The sequence below is a fragment of the Agrobacterium burrii genome (assembly GCF_017313405.1).
GTDB lineage: Bacteria > Pseudomonadota > Alphaproteobacteria > Rhizobiales > Rhizobiaceae > Agrobacterium > Agrobacterium burrii.
Map to the genome: position 1 here is coordinate 1 of NZ_JAFLNA010000022.1, position 14825 is coordinate 14825.

The window sequence follows — 14825 nt, forward strand, 5'->3', positions numbered from 1 at the left end:
GCCCGCCGTCAACTGACACCCCCTTAAACCGACATCTGGAGCGGTTTCGCGTTTCCGGCCAGAAAACCGCCGCTCAATCCGGCAATTTGGGAACCACCTTGCGCGAGGGAAACAGTTCTCGCGTCACCGTCATGGCAATCAGCGACAGCGGCAGCGCCAGCATGGCGCCGGCCGCCCCCCACATCCACGTCCAGAAGATGATCATCACGAAGACGAGGAACGGGTTGATCTCCATGTTGCGGCCCACGACAGCCGGAAAGGCGAGGTTTTCCATCAACAGGTGAATGGTGAAGAAGATCGCCGCCGGCATGAGTGCGAAAATCATGTTGTCATGGGTGATGATGCCGGCCACCGTCAGCGATATCGTCATGGCGGTGATGCCGAGAAACGGCACGAAGCTGGAGAGAAAGGCGAACAGCCCCCAGAGGAGCGGCATGGCCAACCCGCCCAAATAGGCGATAACCACCATCGTCACGCCAAGCCCGGCATAGATCAGCGCTGCCGTGGCGAAATAGGTGCCAAGCACTTCTTCCACTGAGCCGATGATGCGGATGGTCCTGAGCCGCTGGTGGCGGGCCGGAAAGGCCATGATGATCGCCTTGCGCAGCCGCAACCGGCTATAGAGAAACATCAGCAGCGCGGCGAGGAAGATCAGCCCCTGAATGACGGCGGGCGTGATGTTGGCGCCGAGCACGGAAATGATCTCACCGCTGCGCGAAATCAGCGATTCCATCGACATCGACCCCATGCTGAAACTCGCCGCCGAAATATTCAGCCATCTGAGACTTTGCAGATAGGGCAGGAAGCGGTCGATGCTGCGTTCCACCAGCGCCGGCCCTTCCGAAGCGAGCAGGGAAAGCGGCTCGCTCAGCGAATTGACCACCAAGAACATCACCGCCGCCACGAGCGTGGAGAGAATGAGCGCGACGCCGAAACCGGGAATGCCATAGGAGCCGAGTTTTTCGGCGGCGATGCCAAGGATCATGCCGACCACGATGGCCATCACCACGGGGATGAGGATGAGCGACAATTCGTGAATGACCGCCATCAGCATGATGAGGAAGATGCCGATCACCGACCAGGCGACAACGACATCAAGCGCTTCGCGGCCGAGCGGCTGCTGGCTACGCGCATCGTCGCGGCGTGAACCGGAGGCGGGGGTTTCCAGCGGATCAGCCCTTGCCACCGGCGCGGCTGCGGTGCTGGCCACGTGATGGCCCAAAATACCGGTTTTGTCCGGTCTGGCATTTTCATTCATCGAACGGTCCCCCAATAAGGGGACAAACGTTCGAAAAATATGGCGGTTCCGGGGCGGCGCAAATTTTTGGCCGCCCCGTTTTATGTTTATGCGGAAAGCTTTAGTCCGATGCCCCATGGGTCTTTCAAAACGATGCCATCGCTTTGCCGCTCGGTCGCGATTTCCAGTCGGTCGAGCGCGGTGACAGCCTTTTCGAGTGCTTCAGGCTCGTTGAATTTCAGCGAGTAACCGGCAAGCCCCGTCATATTGTCCTTGCGCGCCGCAGCACCCCGGCTGTTCCAGATATTGGCCGCCACATGATGATGATAGGCCCCCGACCCGAAGAAGCTGGCGCCCGGATACCGCGCCATGATCTTCAGACCCAGCACGCCCTGGTAAAATTCATCCGCCTGCGGAATATTGCCGACCTGCAGATGGATATGGCCGATCGCGGTTCCGTCCGCAGCACCCGTAAAGGCCGTCTTCGGGGCGCTGTCGTAAAGCGCCTGAAGATTGAGGCCGAGCGTCGCCATCTCCACCTTGCCGTCCTGCTGGTATGTCCATTCCTCTGGCGAGCGGTCGCGATAGACCTCGATACCGTTGCCTTCCGGGTCGGCAAGGTAGATCGCCTCGCTGACCAGATGATCGGACGCGCCCTGAAGCTGGACGTTGTTATGCGCCGCATGCGCCAGCCATTGCGCCAGATCATCGCGGCTCGGCATCAGGAAGGCGGTGTGGAACAGGCCGGCGGCATTGCGCGGCGCGCGTTCCGCCGTGTTGGAGGTGGAAAGCGTCAAGAGCGGCTGGCCATTCACGCCCAGAACCTCGCCGCTTGGGCTCTTTTCAAGCACCGAAAGACCGATGATCTTCTGGTAGAAATCCGAAACGCGCGGCAGATCGTGGACGACGAGATGAGCCTGCCCGACATAGGCCGGCCGCGTCAGGGCGAATTGTTTGATTTCACTCATCATAATCTCCATATTGAATATGACGCGCCGGAAAGCGGATCGGCGGTCACCGGCATTGGCCGACGCCGCTTTGCGGCGTTTGTCTGTGGTGAATATGGGCGGATTTTGTCGTTCAGCAAAGATCGCCTTATGGCGATTGACCGTTCACTATTTGTTGACAATGCCCTGTTGCTAGACCGGCACAGCCTTGACTTCGATCAAGGCGGATCAAGCGATGGCAGGGAAATATGAGCTTGAGCACGACACGCGAAACGGCGGAATAAGCCAAAGGAGACAGCCATGTACAAGAAGATCATCGTACCGGTAGACCTCAGCGCCACCGACAAGGGGGAAAAGATCCTCGCAAAAGCCAAGGCGCTGCTGGACCCCGATGGCGAGATCGTCCTCATCAACGTGGTTGAGGAACTGCCCGGCTACATGGCGATCGACCTGCCCGTCGATCTTATTGAAAACGCCATCAAGGATGCCAAGACGAAGCTTGCGGACCTCAAGGCGAAGAGCGGCTTCAAGGGCAGCCAGGAAATTCGCAGCGGTGCGCCTGCGCGCGAAATCATCGCCGCCGCCGAGCAACACAAGGCGGACCTCATCATCATCGCGTCGCATACGCCGGATTTCAGCAATTATTTCATCGGCGCCACCGCCGACCGCGTGGTGCGCCACGCTAAATGCTCGGTGCTGATCGACCGGTAAGAGCGGCCATAAAAAGGGTTGCGGGCGAATGGCCGCCCGCACCGGCTGGAGGAAAACACCATGAATGTCGAGAGTTACGAGAAAATCCTGCGCGACCGCCAGCGTGAGCTTTATCGCCGCCTGCACCGCATCGAGGCCGATTTCGAACAGCCGCGCAATCCCGATGACGAGGAACGCGCCACGGAGCGCAACAATGACGAGGTGCTGGATGAGATGGGGCAGGTGGGGCAGGACGAGCTGCGCGCCATCGACGCAGCGCTCGACCGCATCACCAGGGGCACCTTCGGCACCTGCGTCAAATGCGGCAAGGCGATTTCGGAGGACCGTTTGAAGGCCGTGCCCTATACGCCGTTCTGTCAGGAATGTGCTGCGGCTTTGTGATAAGGTGGAAGTGAAGGCTTGGGTGGCACGACATCACGGCAAGTTTCTTCTCCCCGCCGGGGAGAAGGTGGCCCGAAGGGTCGGATGAGGGGGCAAGCTCCCCGCATATCGCCCCCTCATCCCGCTGCCGCGGACTTCTCCCCCTCGGGGAGAAGAAACAGGCGGCAACCGCTCGCTCCACAGGCGCTTGCTGGCTCAAACAAAACGCCACCTCTCCTTTCGCAACAGCCTCGAACGCAATTTGATCGACGTTACCGGCTGCTGTCTTGTTCCTGTCTAATATTGTCTCCATGCTTTGATGGAAGCACGCAGACGGGAATGGACTATGAGTGATTTGTGGCGGTTCGGGCGCAAATATGATTTTCACGAGATTGTCGCAGATGGCATCGTCCATGGCGTCGGCATTGTTTTTGCGCTGGTCGGCGCCACGGCGCTGATTTTTTACGCCACCGTCTGGGGTACGCTGAGCGCGATTGCGGCCGCGTGGATTTATGGTTTCGGTCTGGTTGCCTGTCTTTCCGTGTCCTTCACTTACAATATCTGGCCGCATTCCCGAGTAAAATGGTTCCTGCGTCGGCTGGATCATTCGGCGATCTTCATCCTGATTGCCGCCACCTATACGCCCTTCCTGATGCGCGGCATCAACGATCCGCTGATCGCCACCATGCTGGGGTTGATCTGGCTCACCGCGCTTTGTGGTATCTTCCTCAAATGTGTCTTCCCCGGCCGATACGACCGGGTGGCCATCGGCCTTTATCTCGCCATGGGCTGGAGCGGCATCATGGTGGTAGAGCCCCTGTCGTCGCATCTCGCTCCCGTCACGCTCTGGCTGATCGTCGCCGGCGGCGTCATCTATTCGCTTGGCGTGATCTTCCATGTCTGGGAAAAACTGCGCTTCCAGAATGCCATCTGGCACGGTTTCGTCGTCACCGCCGCCGCCATTCATTATTTCGCCGTTGTCACCGCTTTCAGCCTTGTTCCGCTGGCATCCTGAACAGTCTCCCCCTATCACGCCGCAGACACTGGACAGGCCGCGGCGTCATCGCTTAAGGCTCGTGGGGATCGCGACCGCAACCATGCCGGCGCGTATTCCACAATGAGCGAGGGCGAAGGATAATGACCGTGGAACTGCGTGACGCGACCGTGGATGATCTCTCCGGCATCATGGAGATTTACAATGATGCGGTCGTCAATACGACGGCGATCTGGAACGAGGTGCTGGTCGATCTGGAAAATCGCAAGGAGTGGTTCGCTGCGCGCAAGGCGCGGGGCTTTCCGGTCATCGTCGCCATCCTTGACGGCAAGGTTGCCGGCTACGCATCCTATGGCGACTGGCGGGCCTTCGACGGTTACCGCCACACCCGCGAACATTCGGTCTATGTGCACAAGGACGCGCGCGGCCACGGCATCGGCAAGCGGCTGATGCAGGCGCTGATCGACCACGCTTCCGGCAATGACGTGCATGTGCTGATCGCCGCCATCGAAGCGGAAAACACCGCTTCCATCCGCCTGCACGAAAGCCTCGGTTTCAAGGTTGTCGGGAGGTTTTCGGAAGTCGGCACCAAGTTCGGCCGCTGGCTGGATCTGACGTGTATGGAGCTGAAGCTCTGAGCTGAAAGCTGAAGGCCACCTGTATATCGAGCGGGCGCCGCGTTGTTCTTCTCCCCGTCGGGGAGAAGTCCGCGGCAGCGGGATGAGGGGGCAAGCTCTCGGTCTATCGTCGGCGTTGCCCCCTCATCCGACCCTTCGGGCCACCTTCTCCCCGGCGGGGAGAAGAAACAAGCGGCACCGTTTTGATCCACATACGGTCGAGTGAGAGACTCTCAGCCCCTCAAACCGGCTCAAACACCATCGAATGGCCGTTGATACAGTAACGCAGGCCGGTCGGCGGCGGCCCGTCCGGAAAAACGTGGCCGAGGTGGCCGCCGCAATTGGCGCAGCGGATTTCGGTACGCACCATGCCGTGGCTGGCGTCGCGCAGTTCCGTCACCGCGTCCGGTTTGATCGGCTCGAAATAGCTCGGCCAGCCGCAGCCGGCATCGAACTTGGTGTCGGAGAGGAATAGCGGCTCGTCACAGGCGGCGCAGCGGTAGAGGCCTTTTTCGGTCGAGTTCCAATAGGGACCGGTAAAAGGGCGCTCTGTGCCGTGCTCGCGGAGAATGTGATATTGCTCCGGCGTCAGTTGTTCACGCCAGTCGGCATCGCTCTTGTTGACTTTGGGGGGCGTCAGATCGCTCATGGAATGATCCTTTCTGTTCCTGCCAGAAATAGTCATCGCCGCCACGGATTGAAAGAGGGCAGACCGTCATAACGCGTTCGTTATGAGCCGGGAGTGTCGATTTGGGTTGAGATGCCTTTAGCTATGCCTTAACTGAAAAAATCGATTTAAAGAGAACGCCAGTCATTGGCGCGCAGGGGTGGGGGACACCCCAGGCAGATGTGTGGGGGACACCCCGGGAGATGTGAATGACACCAGATGTCACGCCGCTGACATTCCTGTCGCTGTTTCTGCCGTTTATGGCAGCGCTTGCCGCACCGGTGCTGGTGAAGAGGTTCGGGCACAATGCCGCCTGGGTGCTGGCGCTTGCGCCGGGGCTGGCCTTTGTCCATTTCGCGCTGATGCTGCCTGACATTGCGGCGGGCGGTGTGGTGACGGGCGGTTATGCCTGGGTGCCGAGCTTCAATCTCAGTTTCTCCTGGTTCATCGATGGCCTGTCGCTGACATTCGCGCTGCTGATCACCGGCATCGGCCTGCTGATCGTGCTTTATGCCGGCGGCTACATGAAGGGCCATCCGCAGCAGGGCCGTTTCCTGTCGTTCCTGCTTCTGTTCATGGGGGCTATGCTGGGCGTCGTGGTCTCCGACAGCCTGCTGATGCTGTTCGTTTTCTGGGAACTGACCTCCATCACCTCGTTCCTGCTGATCGGCTTCGATCACGAGCGTGCCGCCTCGCGCCGCGCCGCCCTGCAGGCGCTGGTGGTGACGGGTGGCGGCGGTTTGCTGCTGCTTGCCGGGCTGATCTTCATCTGGGACATCAGCGGCATGACGCAGCTGTCGATGCTGGTGCGCGGCGGCGACATATTGCGCGACAGCCCGTTTTATCTCGCCGCACTGCTTCTGGTCCTCGGCGGCGCCTTCACCAAATCGGCGCAGTTTCCCTTCCATTTCTGGCTGCCGAACGCCATGGAAGCACCGACACCGGTTTCGGCCTATCTGCATTCGGCAACCATGGTGAAGGCCGGCGTCTATCTCTTGATGCGTCTCAACCCGGTTCTCGGAGACACGGCTGCCTGGCAGATCCTGCTGCCCTTCTTCGGCGGGCTGACGATGCTCACCGGGGCGCTGCTGGCCGTGCGCCAGACCGATCTGAAGCTGATGCTTGCCTATACCACCGTTTCGTCGCTCGGCCTGCTGGTCATGCTGACGGGCTTCGGTTCGGACCATGCCATTGAAGCCGCGGTGCTTTATCTGGTGGCGCATTCGCTGTTCAAGGGCGCGCTGTTCATGGTCGCCGGCATCATCGACCACGAGGCCGGTACGCGCGATGTCACGAAGCTTGGCGGCTTGCGCAAGGCCATGCCCATCACCTTTGCAGCGGCGCTGGCCGCAGCGCTTTCCATGGCCGGCCTGCCGCCGTTTTTCGGTTTCCTCGCCAAGGAAGAGATTTATTACGCGCTGGCGCATGGCAATCCGCGCGCCGTGCTGTTCACCGGCATCGCCATTCTCGGCAACGCGCTGATGTTCGCCGTCGCCTTTGCGGTGGGGCTGAAACCCTTCCTCGGCAAGCCGGTGAAAACGCCGAAACATGCGCATGAGGGGCCGCTGCTGCTCTGGCTCGGCCCGGCGCTGCTGGCGCTGAAGGGGCTCACCATCGCTCTCTTTTCCGGCATCGCGCATTTCTACATCTCCATCCCCATGGCAAGCGCCATTGCCGGTGAGCCGCGTCCGGTGGAAATCTCGCTCATTCCCCATATCGGCGTGCCGCTCGGCCTTTCGCTGCTCACGGTCGCGCTCGGTATCGTCCTTTATACGCAGCTTGTCCCGCTCCGCGGCCTGATGGACCGCACGTTCAAGGCGCTGGGAGCCGGGCCGGACAGGGGTTTCGATGTCTTCATCGACGCGCTGGTGAAAATCTCCTTCCACGTCACGCGGCTCATTCAGCCCGGCCGGCTGGAATTTTATGTCACCGCCACCTTCGCCGTCATCGCCGCCGTGCTGCTTGTGCCGCTATTTCTTTACGGCGAACTTCCGGCGATGCCCTCTTGGCCGCACGATATGCAGATCCATGAACTGACCTTCATCGCCATCGCGGTGGTGGGGCTTCTTGCGGTGCTGACGGCATCCAGCCGGCTCACCGCCATCATCGCGCTTGGCATTCAGGGCTTTGCCGTGGCGGTCATTTTCCTGCTGTTCGGCGCGCCTGATCTGTCGTTTACGCAGTTCATGGTCGAGACGCTGTCTGTGGTCATTCTGACGCTGGTCATGACGCGGCTTCGCCTGTCGCCGTCGGACCATCGCGGGCTTGGCCAGAAGCTCTTGGACAGCACCATCGCCATTGCCTGCGGAACCGGCTTTGCCCTGTTCCTGATGCGGGCGACGGAGGCGAGCTTCGACAACCGCCTGACGGACTTCTACAACACCTATTCCAAGGTCATCGCCCACGGCGCCAATGTCGTGAACGTCATCATCGTCGATTTCCGCGGCACGGATACGCTGGGCGAAATCGCGGTGGTGATGATCACCGGCCTTGCCATCCTCGCGCTCATCCGCATCCGCCCGGCCGCCGCCGTCAAGGGACCGGCGAAAACGGCGAAAAAGAAGGGAGCACGGGCATGAATACGTTGATCCTGCGCACCGTCGCCCCCGTTGTCACCAGCCTCATGGTGCTGTTTTCCATCTTCGTGCTGCTGCGAGGCCATAACGAGCCGGGCGGCGGTTTCATTGGCGGATTGGTCGCGGTCTCGGCGCTGGCAATCTATGGCATCGCTTATGGTGTGGCGGCGGTCAGACGCGCCATCGTGTTTCATCCGCTCGCCATCGCCGGAGCAGGGTTGCTGATGGCGATGTTGTCCGGTGTCGTGTCGATGGCCGCAGGCGTGCCCTTCATGACCGGGCTCTGGGTCTATCCGAGCCTGTTCGGCGTCGAGGTGCCGCTTTCCACCGTCATGTCCTTCGATATCGGCGTTTACCTCGTCGTGGTCGGCGCCATCACCTCCATTGCGCTGGCACTGGAAGAAAGGGAAAGCGACTGATGGAAGCGGTCTTCTCCATTCTCGTCGGCATCTTCTTTTCGGTGGCGATCTATCTCATGCTGTCGCGACACAGCATCCGCATGCTGCTCGGCATCGCCATTCTCGGTAATGCGGTCAATCTGTTGCTGTTCACCGCCGGCAGGCTGACGCGCGAAGTACCGGCGATCATTCCGGCCGGCATGGATACGCTGCCGGCGGGTGCTGCCAATCCGCTGCCGCAGGCGCTGATCCTCACGGCAATCGTCATTTCCTTTTCCTTCTTCTGTTTCCTTCTGGTGCTGACCTGGCGTGCGTTCCAGGAATTGCAGACCGACGACACGGACGAAATGCGCACCGCAGAACCGGCCGGCGAGCCTATGCCGCCGCTCGGTTATTGAGCGGGCAGGGCTTCAGACACATGGCTTCATCCACCCCTTCCGCAGTTACCGATCTTTCCGCAGCACTCGTCATGGCGCCCGTGCCGCTGTCCGACTGGCTGATCATCCTGCCGGTCGCGCTCTGCATCGGCGCGGGCGCGGTGCTGATGATGATGCGCCACGCCATCCGCCACCATGCCGCCGTTGCCATCGCGGCGCTCTTCCTGCTCGTGGTGCTCGATGCAGCACTTTTGTGGAAGGTCGCGACGCAAGGCCCGTTCACCATGGTCATGGGCCGCTGGCTGCCGCCTTTCGGTATCGCCTTTACCGCTGATCTCACCGGCGCGCTGCTGTCGCTTGCTGCTGCCATCGTAGCGCTTGCGGGCGCCATCCATGCCGCCAGCGATATCGACGCCAGCGGCAGGCGCTACGGTTTTTATCCGTTCCTGATGCTGCTGATGGCGGGTGTCACCGGTGCCTTTCTGACGGGCGATCTGTTCAACCTCTATGTCTGGTTCGAGGTGCTGCTGATCTCGTCCTTCGGTCTCATCGTGCTCGGCTCGACGCGCGAACAGATCGACGGGGCGTTGAAATACGCCATCTTGAACCTTATCGGCACCACGCTGTTCCTGATCACGGTCGGTTATCTCTATGCCATCTTCGGCACGCTCAACATGGCCGATATCGCGCTGAAGGCGAACGTCCTGCGCGGCACCGCGCCGCTGATGACGCTCGCCAGCCTCTTCGCGCTCGCCTTCGCCATGAAGGCGGCGGCCTTTCCGGTGAATTTCTGGTTGCCCGCCTCCTATCACACGCCACGCATCGTCGTGTCCGCCCTGTTCGGCGGCCTGCTGACCAAAGTCGGCATCTATTCGCTGCTACGCGTCATGGTCATGCTGTTTCCGGTCGAGCGTGAGGAACTGAGCATCGTCATCGCCATCTCGGCGGCCCTGACCATGGTGCTGGGGGCGATGGGCGCACTCGCCCAGAACGATATCCGCCGCATGCTCGGTTACATCGTCATTTCAGGCATCGGCTACATGATGGCCGGCATCGCCATCGGCACGCCGTCGGGCGTGTCGGGCGCGTTCTTTTACGCGCTGCATTCCATGGTGCTGATGACAGCGCTTTATCTTGCCGCCGGCCATGCCGCCCGCCTCGGCGGCGGCTTTAGTCTGACGGCGCTGAGTGGCCTTTACCGGCAGGCCCCATGGTTTTCGGCGCTGGCGCTGGCGCTGTTTTTCGCCGGTTCCGGCCTGCCGCCTTTTTCCGGCTTCTGGCCGAAGGCGGTGCTGGTCAAATCGGCGATCGATATCGGCGCATGGTGGCTCGCCGCCGCCATTCTCGTTTCAGGTTTCATCGCTACCATCGCCTTCGGACGGATTTTCCTTTTGTGTTTCTGGCGCCCGGCGACGTTGGCAGGCCAGCCGCCATCACCGGCACCGCCCTCTCAGGCGCTCCCCTCCGTCGTACCGCTGGTCGGACTGACCTTGCTGGTGGTATTTTTCGGCCTGTTTCCGGAAAGCCTGCTCAGTCTCAGCCAGCAGGCAGCAGTGGGGCTGGGTGATCCCCAGGCCTATATCCAGTCGGTCTTTCCCGAGGGAGGCAAACCATGAGCCTCTATATCGTCCTGTCGATGTTCCTCGCCATCTGGCTTGCCATAACCGGCAGCGTCACGCCGGCGAATATCGTCTTCGGCGTCATCGTCTCGGCACTGGCGCTCGGGCTTATCCGTCATCAGATGCCCAGGGGCAACAATCACTGGCTGCGGCTGACGCGGATACTGTCGCTCGGGCTGCTGTTCTTCAAGGAACTGGCGCTGTCGGCCTGGAAGGTGGCGGTGCTGGTGACGCGGCCGAAGCTCGACGTGCAGCCCGGCATCTTCGCCTATCCGTTGACGGTGACGACGGACTTCCAGATCACGCTGCTCGCCAATCTCATCACGCTCACCCCCGGCACGCTTTCGGTCGATGTATCCGAGGATAGAAAGACGCTCTACGTCCACGCCATCGATTGCAGCGATATCGAAGCCGCGAGGAACGACATCCGCAACGGCTTTGAAAAAAAGATCATGGAGGCGTTTCAGCAATGACGCCGGAACAAATAGTTTCATTTGCAACTATACTTGCCTCGGTTGTACTCTCGGCAGCCTTCCTGCTGACAGTATATCGTGTTGTCATCGGGCCGACCCTGCCGGACCGGATCGTCGCGCTGGACATGCTGGTCGGCATCGCCATCGGATTCATCGCGGTCATCGCCATCCGCACCGGCTTCACCCTTTATGTCGATATCGCGATTGCGCTCGGGCTTGTCGGTTTTCTGGCAACGGTGGCCTTTGCCCGTTTCGTGTTGGCGCGCGGCGCAGACGGCGGGCGAAAGTCGAAGGCGGTGCTGGATGGCGAAAGGGTGTCGGAAGACATTGAAAAAATGTCAAAAAATCAGAAGGTTGGCGGAAAAAGAAAGGGCGGAAAATGATCGGCTGGCTTGTTGCTATCCTCGTTGCGGCGCTGACGGTCTCGGGAGCCGCCTTTTCACTGATCGCCGCAATCGGGCTCAATCGCCTGCCTGATGTCTATACCCGCATGCATGCGGCCTCCAAGGCGGGGACGGTGGGGTCCGGGCTGCTGCTTCTGGCCGTGGGCATTCATTCCATGGATATGTCGACGCTGGCACGGGCACTCGCCGGTTTCTTCTTCTTCATTCTGACAGCACCGGTCTCGGCGCATCTTCTTGCCATGGCCGCGCATAAGGCAGGTTATCCGCTTCATGTTAAATCGGTAGTTGATGACCTCAAGAAAATTTGAAGTTGAAATCCCCCCCAATAATAGGGGGTGTTCATTTTCAATTGCTACTTGGCATAGTATTTTATTACCCGTAATTTTTTGTATTGCGATTAGACTGTTTTGAACTGAAAAATTCATAATAGGAATTTGACTTTTGCTGTTTTGCTGTTATCCAAATTAAGTGTAAAGTTGCTAATCGCGATTTGCATCTAGCCTCTTCATAGTCGGCATAGACATTTTATTAATGTCTAATCTATGGTCCATCAGACCATTGCTGCCCATGTCGCGGGCCATAAGTTGAATCTCGGATCAATACGTTTCCGGTTTTCGCTTGAAATCTAGGGGTAGATTTCACGTTGGTTTCAACAAGGCGAAGGTGGGGCACCGGGTAACTTCACATCGCTCGAAGCGGCGTTCGCCCGCTTCCGGAGATAAATAAACAGGAGATACTTAAATGACGGAAACTGCATACGGTAACGCCCAGGATCTGCTGGTCGAACTGACGGCGGATATTGTGGCTGCCTATGTTAGCAACCACGTCGTTCCGGTTACAGAGCTTCCCGGCCTTATTTCGGATGTTCACACGGCACTCAGCGGCACCTCGGCCCCGGCATCGGTGGCGGTCAATGTTGAAAAGCAGAAGCCTGCCGTCTCGGTTCGCAAGTCGGTTCAGGACGATCATATCGTCTGTTTGGAATGCGGCGGTTCGTTCAAGTCGCTCAAGCGCCACCTCACGACGCATCACAGCATGACACCGGAAGAATACCGCGAAAAATGGGACCTGCCGGTCGATTATCCGATGGTTGCGCCCGCCTATGCCGAAGCCCGCTCGCGGCTCGCCAAGGAAATGGGTCTCGGCCAGCGCCGCAAGGCCAACCGCTAATCGCAACGATGGGTCTGCGGGGGGGTGTGTTTCTTCTCCCCGCCGGGGAGAAGGTGGCCCGAAGGGCCGGTTGAGGGGGCTAGCTCTCCGCATATCTCTACCCTTACCCCCTCAACCCGCTGCCGCGACCTTCTCCCCGGCGGGGAGAAGGCGGCAAGCGGAGCCCGCCCGCTCCACACGCTCCCTTTGAAGCTGTCTTTACCGTCACATGAATACCCAGCCGGTCCATCGACCGGCTTTTTTATTGTCGCGTTGAATCTTTAGTGAGGAAAAAAATCCTTTATCGCTTGCGTCATTTCTGCAAAAATAAAGCTATATCAAGGATATATTCTTCCTCGTCAAATTCACGCTTCCCCACGGCTGTCCTCAGGTGTATGAATTAATTCCTATTCGTAGAGGAGTTGCATATGCCGTCGGATACATCGCCCCTGTCTGTCGCCGCGCGGCCATGCGCGCCGGTTACCGATCGTCATTTCCGCGGCTGGCCACCGGCTGCCGGGCGGGAGGAGATTTCCCGCATCTGCCGGCTGGTCCGGCAATTGACAGCCGAAATGGTGCAATTGACCGGTGAGCGTTTGGCCGGCCCCCGCTTGTCCGGGCACCGCGACAGGCGGCGCAGCGAATGCCATATCCGTCAGATCGCCATGTATGTGTGCCATGTGCAGCTCGGCATTGCCATGTCAGATATCGGCCCCTGTTTCGGCAGGGACAGAACCACGGTCGGCCATGCCTGCCAGGTGGTTGAGGATCGACGTGACGAGCCCGCCTTTGACGAATTCGTCGCTGCGCTGGAACGGCTGACCGGCAGCATTTTCAACGTGATGAGGGGTGTTCGCGATGAGTGAGGCGAAACAGACACCCATCGCTCGCCCCGATCCTGTTCTCTTCCGGCTGGTGCGTTTTATCGCGGCTGGCGCGGCTGAAGCGTTGGAAGAGGGTGGCGAAATGGTATTGCGGCGGGCTAGTGCAGCGAAAGAAGGGGCAGGGAAAGAGAGGGAAGGGCGTGAGAGATCGCGATTCCCGGCAGCGACGGTGAGGCTTGCCGTCGCATCGGGTCTGGTCGTCCGGCAGGGCGACACGCTTTTAGCCGCAGCGCCGCTCTCGGCCTATCTGAGGCGCGCGATCGCGAAGGATCGCGACGAGATTTTTCAGGAGCAGCACCGGGATGTGCAGACGGTGATCGTGGATGTCGGCGAGGGCAGGCAGCCCGCCCGGCACAACCTCAAAACCTCGCCTTTGACCAGCCTGTCTCGCCTGAAGGAGCGGGACGGCACGGCCTTCTTTCCGGCTGACGCCTTACAGGCGGGAGAACGTCTCGCCGCTGATTTTCACCGCGCGCATCTCAACCCCAGGGTCACCGCGACATGGGAACCGCGAATTGCGAAGCGAACAAAGGGGGAGGCGGGCGGCGCGCTCGATCTCACCGAGGCTGCGATGGCCGCACGTGTGCGGTTTTCCCGTGCGGCGGATGCGATGGGGCCGGAACTGTCGGGCGTCGCCATCGATATCTGCTGTTTCGAAAAGGGTCTGGAAACGGTGGAGCGGGAGCGGCAATGGCCGGCGCGGTCGGCAAAACTGCTGCTGCGCGCCGCACTCCTGTCGCTTGCCCGGCATTACGTGCCTCAGGCCAACCGCTCAAAAAGAGCAAGCCACCATTGGGGGGATGACGATTATCGCCCGTCCATCATCGCGGGCTGAAGATCAGGCGGCCAGCAGCCTGGCTTCTTCGCGGATGCGCTTGACCATGGAGCGCAGGCCATTGGCGCGCTGCGAAGAGAGATGTTCCACCAGCCCGATCTTGTCGAACACCTGGATGGCATCGAGACCAGCGATTTCGGAGGCCTTTTTACCGGAATAGACGGCAAGGACGATGGCAACGAGGCCGCGCACGATATGCGCATCGGAATCGCCCTCGAAGGTCATGAGAGGGTCTTCCGCACCGTCGCTATGGCTGACGAGCCAGACCTGGCTGGCGCAACCCTGCACCTTGTTTTCAGCGGTGCGCTTGTCTTCCGGCAGATCGGGCAGCGCCTTGCCCAGTTCGATGACATAACGATAGCGATCCTCCCAGTCGTCGAGGAAGGCGAAGTCATCAAGGATCGTTTCGAGAGAGGCCATTTGCGCGCCGTATCGTCCACTATTGCATATCTTGGCTACGATATAGGGCAAGTGCGGACGGTTTTGAACCATCTGGCCATGAAAAAGCCCACGGAAAACAGGTTTCCGTGGGCAAGTCTGGCAGGCAGTCAAGCAGACGGACATATCCGGCTGCGAG

General features: G+C 60.0%; 19 protein-coding genes. 15 read left to right on the forward strand and 4 right to left on the reverse strand.

What is annotated here, in order from left to right; translation table 11 throughout:
• Positions 1-73: 73 nt before the first annotated feature.
• Together JZX89_RS27490 and JZX89_RS27495 are read right to left on the reverse strand one after the other, a co-directional pair.
• On the reverse strand, positions 74-1258 hold the full coding sequence (locus JZX89_RS27490) for an AI-2E family transporter (RefSeq protein ID WP_207136020.1): 1185 nt from the start codon (positions 1256-1258) through the stop codon (positions 74-76).
• A gap of 86 nt (positions 1259-1344) precedes the next feature.
• Positions 1345-2205 carry a VOC family protein gene (locus JZX89_RS27495; RefSeq protein ID WP_207136021.1) on the reverse strand — a complete coding sequence of 287 codons (861 nt, stop codon included), beginning with the start codon at positions 2203-2205 and terminating at the stop codon, positions 1345-1347.
• Here JZX89_RS27495 and JZX89_RS27500 point away from each other — a divergent pair.
• The 5 genes from JZX89_RS27500 (at position 2188) to JZX89_RS27520 (ending at position 4887) form a co-directional block, all read left to right on the forward strand.
• On the forward strand, positions 2188-2436 hold the full coding sequence (locus tag JZX89_RS27500) for a hypothetical protein (protein ID WP_149898840.1): 249 nt from the start codon (positions 2188-2190) through the stop codon (positions 2434-2436). The genes JZX89_RS27495 and JZX89_RS27500 overlap by 18 nt on opposite strands.
• Before the next feature lie 48 nt (positions 2437-2484).
• On the forward strand, positions 2485-2895 hold the full coding sequence (locus JZX89_RS27505) for a universal stress protein (RefSeq protein ID WP_207136022.1): 411 nt from the start codon (positions 2485-2487) through the stop codon (positions 2893-2895).
• Between the two features lie 60 nt (positions 2896-2955).
• A complete protein-coding gene (locus JZX89_RS27510) occupies positions 2956-3276 on the forward strand; it encodes a TraR/DksA family transcriptional regulator (protein WP_174372890.1) in 321 nt (106 codons plus the stop codon).
• Positions 3277-3601: 325 nt separating this feature from the next.
• The gene (gene trhA, locus JZX89_RS27515) at positions 3602-4270 is read left to right on the forward strand and encodes a PAQR family membrane homeostasis protein TrhA (protein ID WP_149898843.1); all 669 of its coding nucleotides are present in this window, start codon (positions 3602-3604) and stop codon (positions 4268-4270) included.
• A gap of 122 nt (positions 4271-4392) precedes the next feature.
• Positions 4393-4887, forward strand: coding sequence for a GNAT family N-acetyltransferase (locus JZX89_RS27520; protein WP_207136023.1), 495 nt, complete (start codon positions 4393-4395; stop codon positions 4885-4887).
• Between the two features lie 220 nt (positions 4888-5107).
• Here the strand turns inward: JZX89_RS27520 and msrB are convergent, their stop codons facing one another.
• The gene (gene msrB / locus JZX89_RS27525; protein ID WP_149898845.1) at positions 5108-5515 is read right to left on the reverse strand and encodes a peptide-methionine (R)-S-oxide reductase MsrB; all 408 of its coding nucleotides are present in this window, start codon (positions 5513-5515) and stop codon (positions 5108-5110) included.
• 227 nt (positions 5516-5742) lie between these two features.
• On the opposite strand from msrB, the gene JZX89_RS27530 reads away from it, so the two are divergent.
• The 10 genes from JZX89_RS27530 (at position 5743) to JZX89_RS27575 (ending at position 14248) form a co-directional block, all read left to right on the forward strand.
• Positions 5743-8112, forward strand: coding sequence for a putative monovalent cation/H+ antiporter subunit A (locus JZX89_RS27530; RefSeq protein ID WP_207136024.1), 2370 nt, complete (start codon positions 5743-5745; stop codon positions 8110-8112).
• On the forward strand, positions 8109-8528 hold the full coding sequence (locus JZX89_RS27535) for a Na+/H+ antiporter subunit B (protein ID WP_149898847.1): 420 nt from the start codon (positions 8109-8111) through the stop codon (positions 8526-8528). Before JZX89_RS27530 ends, JZX89_RS27535 begins: the two co-directional genes overlap by 4 nt.
• The gene (locus JZX89_RS27540; protein ID WP_142839358.1) at positions 8528-8905 is read left to right on the forward strand and encodes a Na+/H+ antiporter subunit C; all 378 of its coding nucleotides are present in this window, start codon (positions 8528-8530) and stop codon (positions 8903-8905) included. Before JZX89_RS27535 ends, JZX89_RS27540 begins: the two co-directional genes overlap by 1 nt.
• Before the next feature lie 20 nt (positions 8906-8925).
• Positions 8926-10500, forward strand: a complete 1575-nt coding sequence (locus JZX89_RS27545) for a Na+/H+ antiporter subunit D (RefSeq protein ID WP_207136025.1) — start codon at positions 8926-8928, stop codon at positions 10498-10500.
• Positions 10497-10976 (forward strand): Na+/H+ antiporter subunit E, encoded by a 480-nt coding sequence (locus tag JZX89_RS27550; protein WP_207136026.1) that lies wholly within the window; start codon positions 10497-10499, stop codon positions 10974-10976. Before JZX89_RS27545 ends, JZX89_RS27550 begins: the two co-directional genes overlap by 4 nt.
• Positions 10973-11359 (forward strand): cation:proton antiporter, encoded by a 387-nt coding sequence (locus JZX89_RS27555; RefSeq protein ID WP_207136027.1) that lies wholly within the window; start codon positions 10973-10975, stop codon positions 11357-11359. Before JZX89_RS27550 ends, JZX89_RS27555 begins: the two co-directional genes overlap by 4 nt.
• Positions 11356-11688: a monovalent cation/H(+) antiporter subunit G gene (gene mnhG / locus JZX89_RS27560; RefSeq protein WP_149898851.1), complete on the forward strand. Its 333-nt coding sequence runs from the start codon at positions 11356-11358 to the stop codon at positions 11686-11688. Before JZX89_RS27555 ends, mnhG begins: the two co-directional genes overlap by 4 nt.
• 433 nt (positions 11689-12121) lie before the next feature.
• Entirely contained in the window at positions 12122-12550 is a 429-nt protein-coding gene (gene ros / locus JZX89_RS27565; protein ID WP_003512037.1) for a MucR family transcriptional regulator Ros, read from the forward strand.
• A 407-nt stretch (positions 12551-12957) separates the two neighbouring features.
• The gene (locus JZX89_RS27570; RefSeq protein ID WP_207136028.1) at positions 12958-13395 is read left to right on the forward strand and encodes a helix-turn-helix domain-containing protein; all 438 of its coding nucleotides are present in this window, start codon (positions 12958-12960) and stop codon (positions 13393-13395) included.
• On the forward strand, positions 13388-14248 hold the full coding sequence (locus JZX89_RS27575) for a DUF6456 domain-containing protein (RefSeq protein ID WP_207136029.1): 861 nt from the start codon (positions 13388-13390) through the stop codon (positions 14246-14248). Before JZX89_RS27570 ends, JZX89_RS27575 begins: the two co-directional genes overlap by 8 nt.
• Before the next feature lie 3 nt (positions 14249-14251).
• Here JZX89_RS27575 and JZX89_RS27580 read toward each other — a convergent pair whose 3' ends face one another.
• Positions 14252-14668 (reverse strand): SufE family protein, encoded by a 417-nt coding sequence (locus JZX89_RS27580; protein WP_149898854.1) that lies wholly within the window; start codon positions 14666-14668, stop codon positions 14252-14254.
• Positions 14669-14825: the final 157 nt, after the last annotated feature.

Coding starts and splice junctions, on each gene's coding strand:
- JZX89_RS27490 (WP_207136020.1), bottom strand. CDS start 1,258: ATGAATGAAAATGCCAGACCGGACAAAACCGGTATTTTGGGCCATCAC.
- JZX89_RS27495 (WP_207136021.1), bottom strand. CDS start 2,205: ATGAGTGAAATCAAACAATTCGCCCTGACGCGGCCGGCCTATGTCGGG.
- JZX89_RS27505 (WP_207136022.1), top strand. CDS start 2,485: ATGTACAAGAAGATCATCGTACCGGTAGACCTCAGCGCCACCGACAAG.
- JZX89_RS27510 (WP_174372890.1), top strand. CDS start 2,956: ATGAATGTCGAGAGTTACGAGAAAATCCTGCGCGACCGCCAGCGTGAG.
- trhA (WP_149898843.1), top strand. CDS start 3,602: ATGAGTGATTTGTGGCGGTTCGGGCGCAAATATGATTTTCACGAGATT.
- JZX89_RS27520 (WP_207136023.1), top strand. CDS start 4,393: ATGACCGTGGAACTGCGTGACGCGACCGTGGATGATCTCTCCGGCATC.
- msrB (WP_149898845.1), bottom strand. CDS start 5,515: ATGAGCGATCTGACGCCCCCCAAAGTCAACAAGAGCGATGCCGACTGG.
- JZX89_RS27530 (WP_207136024.1), top strand. CDS start 5,743: ATGACACCAGATGTCACGCCGCTGACATTCCTGTCGCTGTTTCTGCCG.
- JZX89_RS27535 (WP_149898847.1), top strand. CDS start 8,109: ATGAATACGTTGATCCTGCGCACCGTCGCCCCCGTTGTCACCAGCCTC.
- JZX89_RS27540 (WP_142839358.1), top strand. CDS start 8,528: ATGGAAGCGGTCTTCTCCATTCTCGTCGGCATCTTCTTTTCGGTGGCG.
- JZX89_RS27545 (WP_207136025.1), top strand. CDS start 8,926: ATGGCTTCATCCACCCCTTCCGCAGTTACCGATCTTTCCGCAGCACTC.
- JZX89_RS27550 (WP_207136026.1), top strand. CDS start 10,497: ATGAGCCTCTATATCGTCCTGTCGATGTTCCTCGCCATCTGGCTTGCC.
- JZX89_RS27555 (WP_207136027.1), top strand. CDS start 10,973: ATGACGCCGGAACAAATAGTTTCATTTGCAACTATACTTGCCTCGGTT.
- mnhG (WP_149898851.1), top strand. CDS start 11,356: ATGATCGGCTGGCTTGTTGCTATCCTCGTTGCGGCGCTGACGGTCTCG.
- ros (WP_003512037.1), top strand. CDS start 12,122: ATGACGGAAACTGCATACGGTAACGCCCAGGATCTGCTGGTCGAACTG.
- JZX89_RS27570 (WP_207136028.1), top strand. CDS start 12,958: ATGCCGTCGGATACATCGCCCCTGTCTGTCGCCGCGCGGCCATGCGCG.
- JZX89_RS27575 (WP_207136029.1), top strand. CDS start 13,388: ATGAGTGAGGCGAAACAGACACCCATCGCTCGCCCCGATCCTGTTCTC.
- JZX89_RS27580 (WP_149898854.1), bottom strand. CDS start 14,668: ATGGCCTCTCTCGAAACGATCCTTGATGACTTCGCCTTCCTCGACGAC.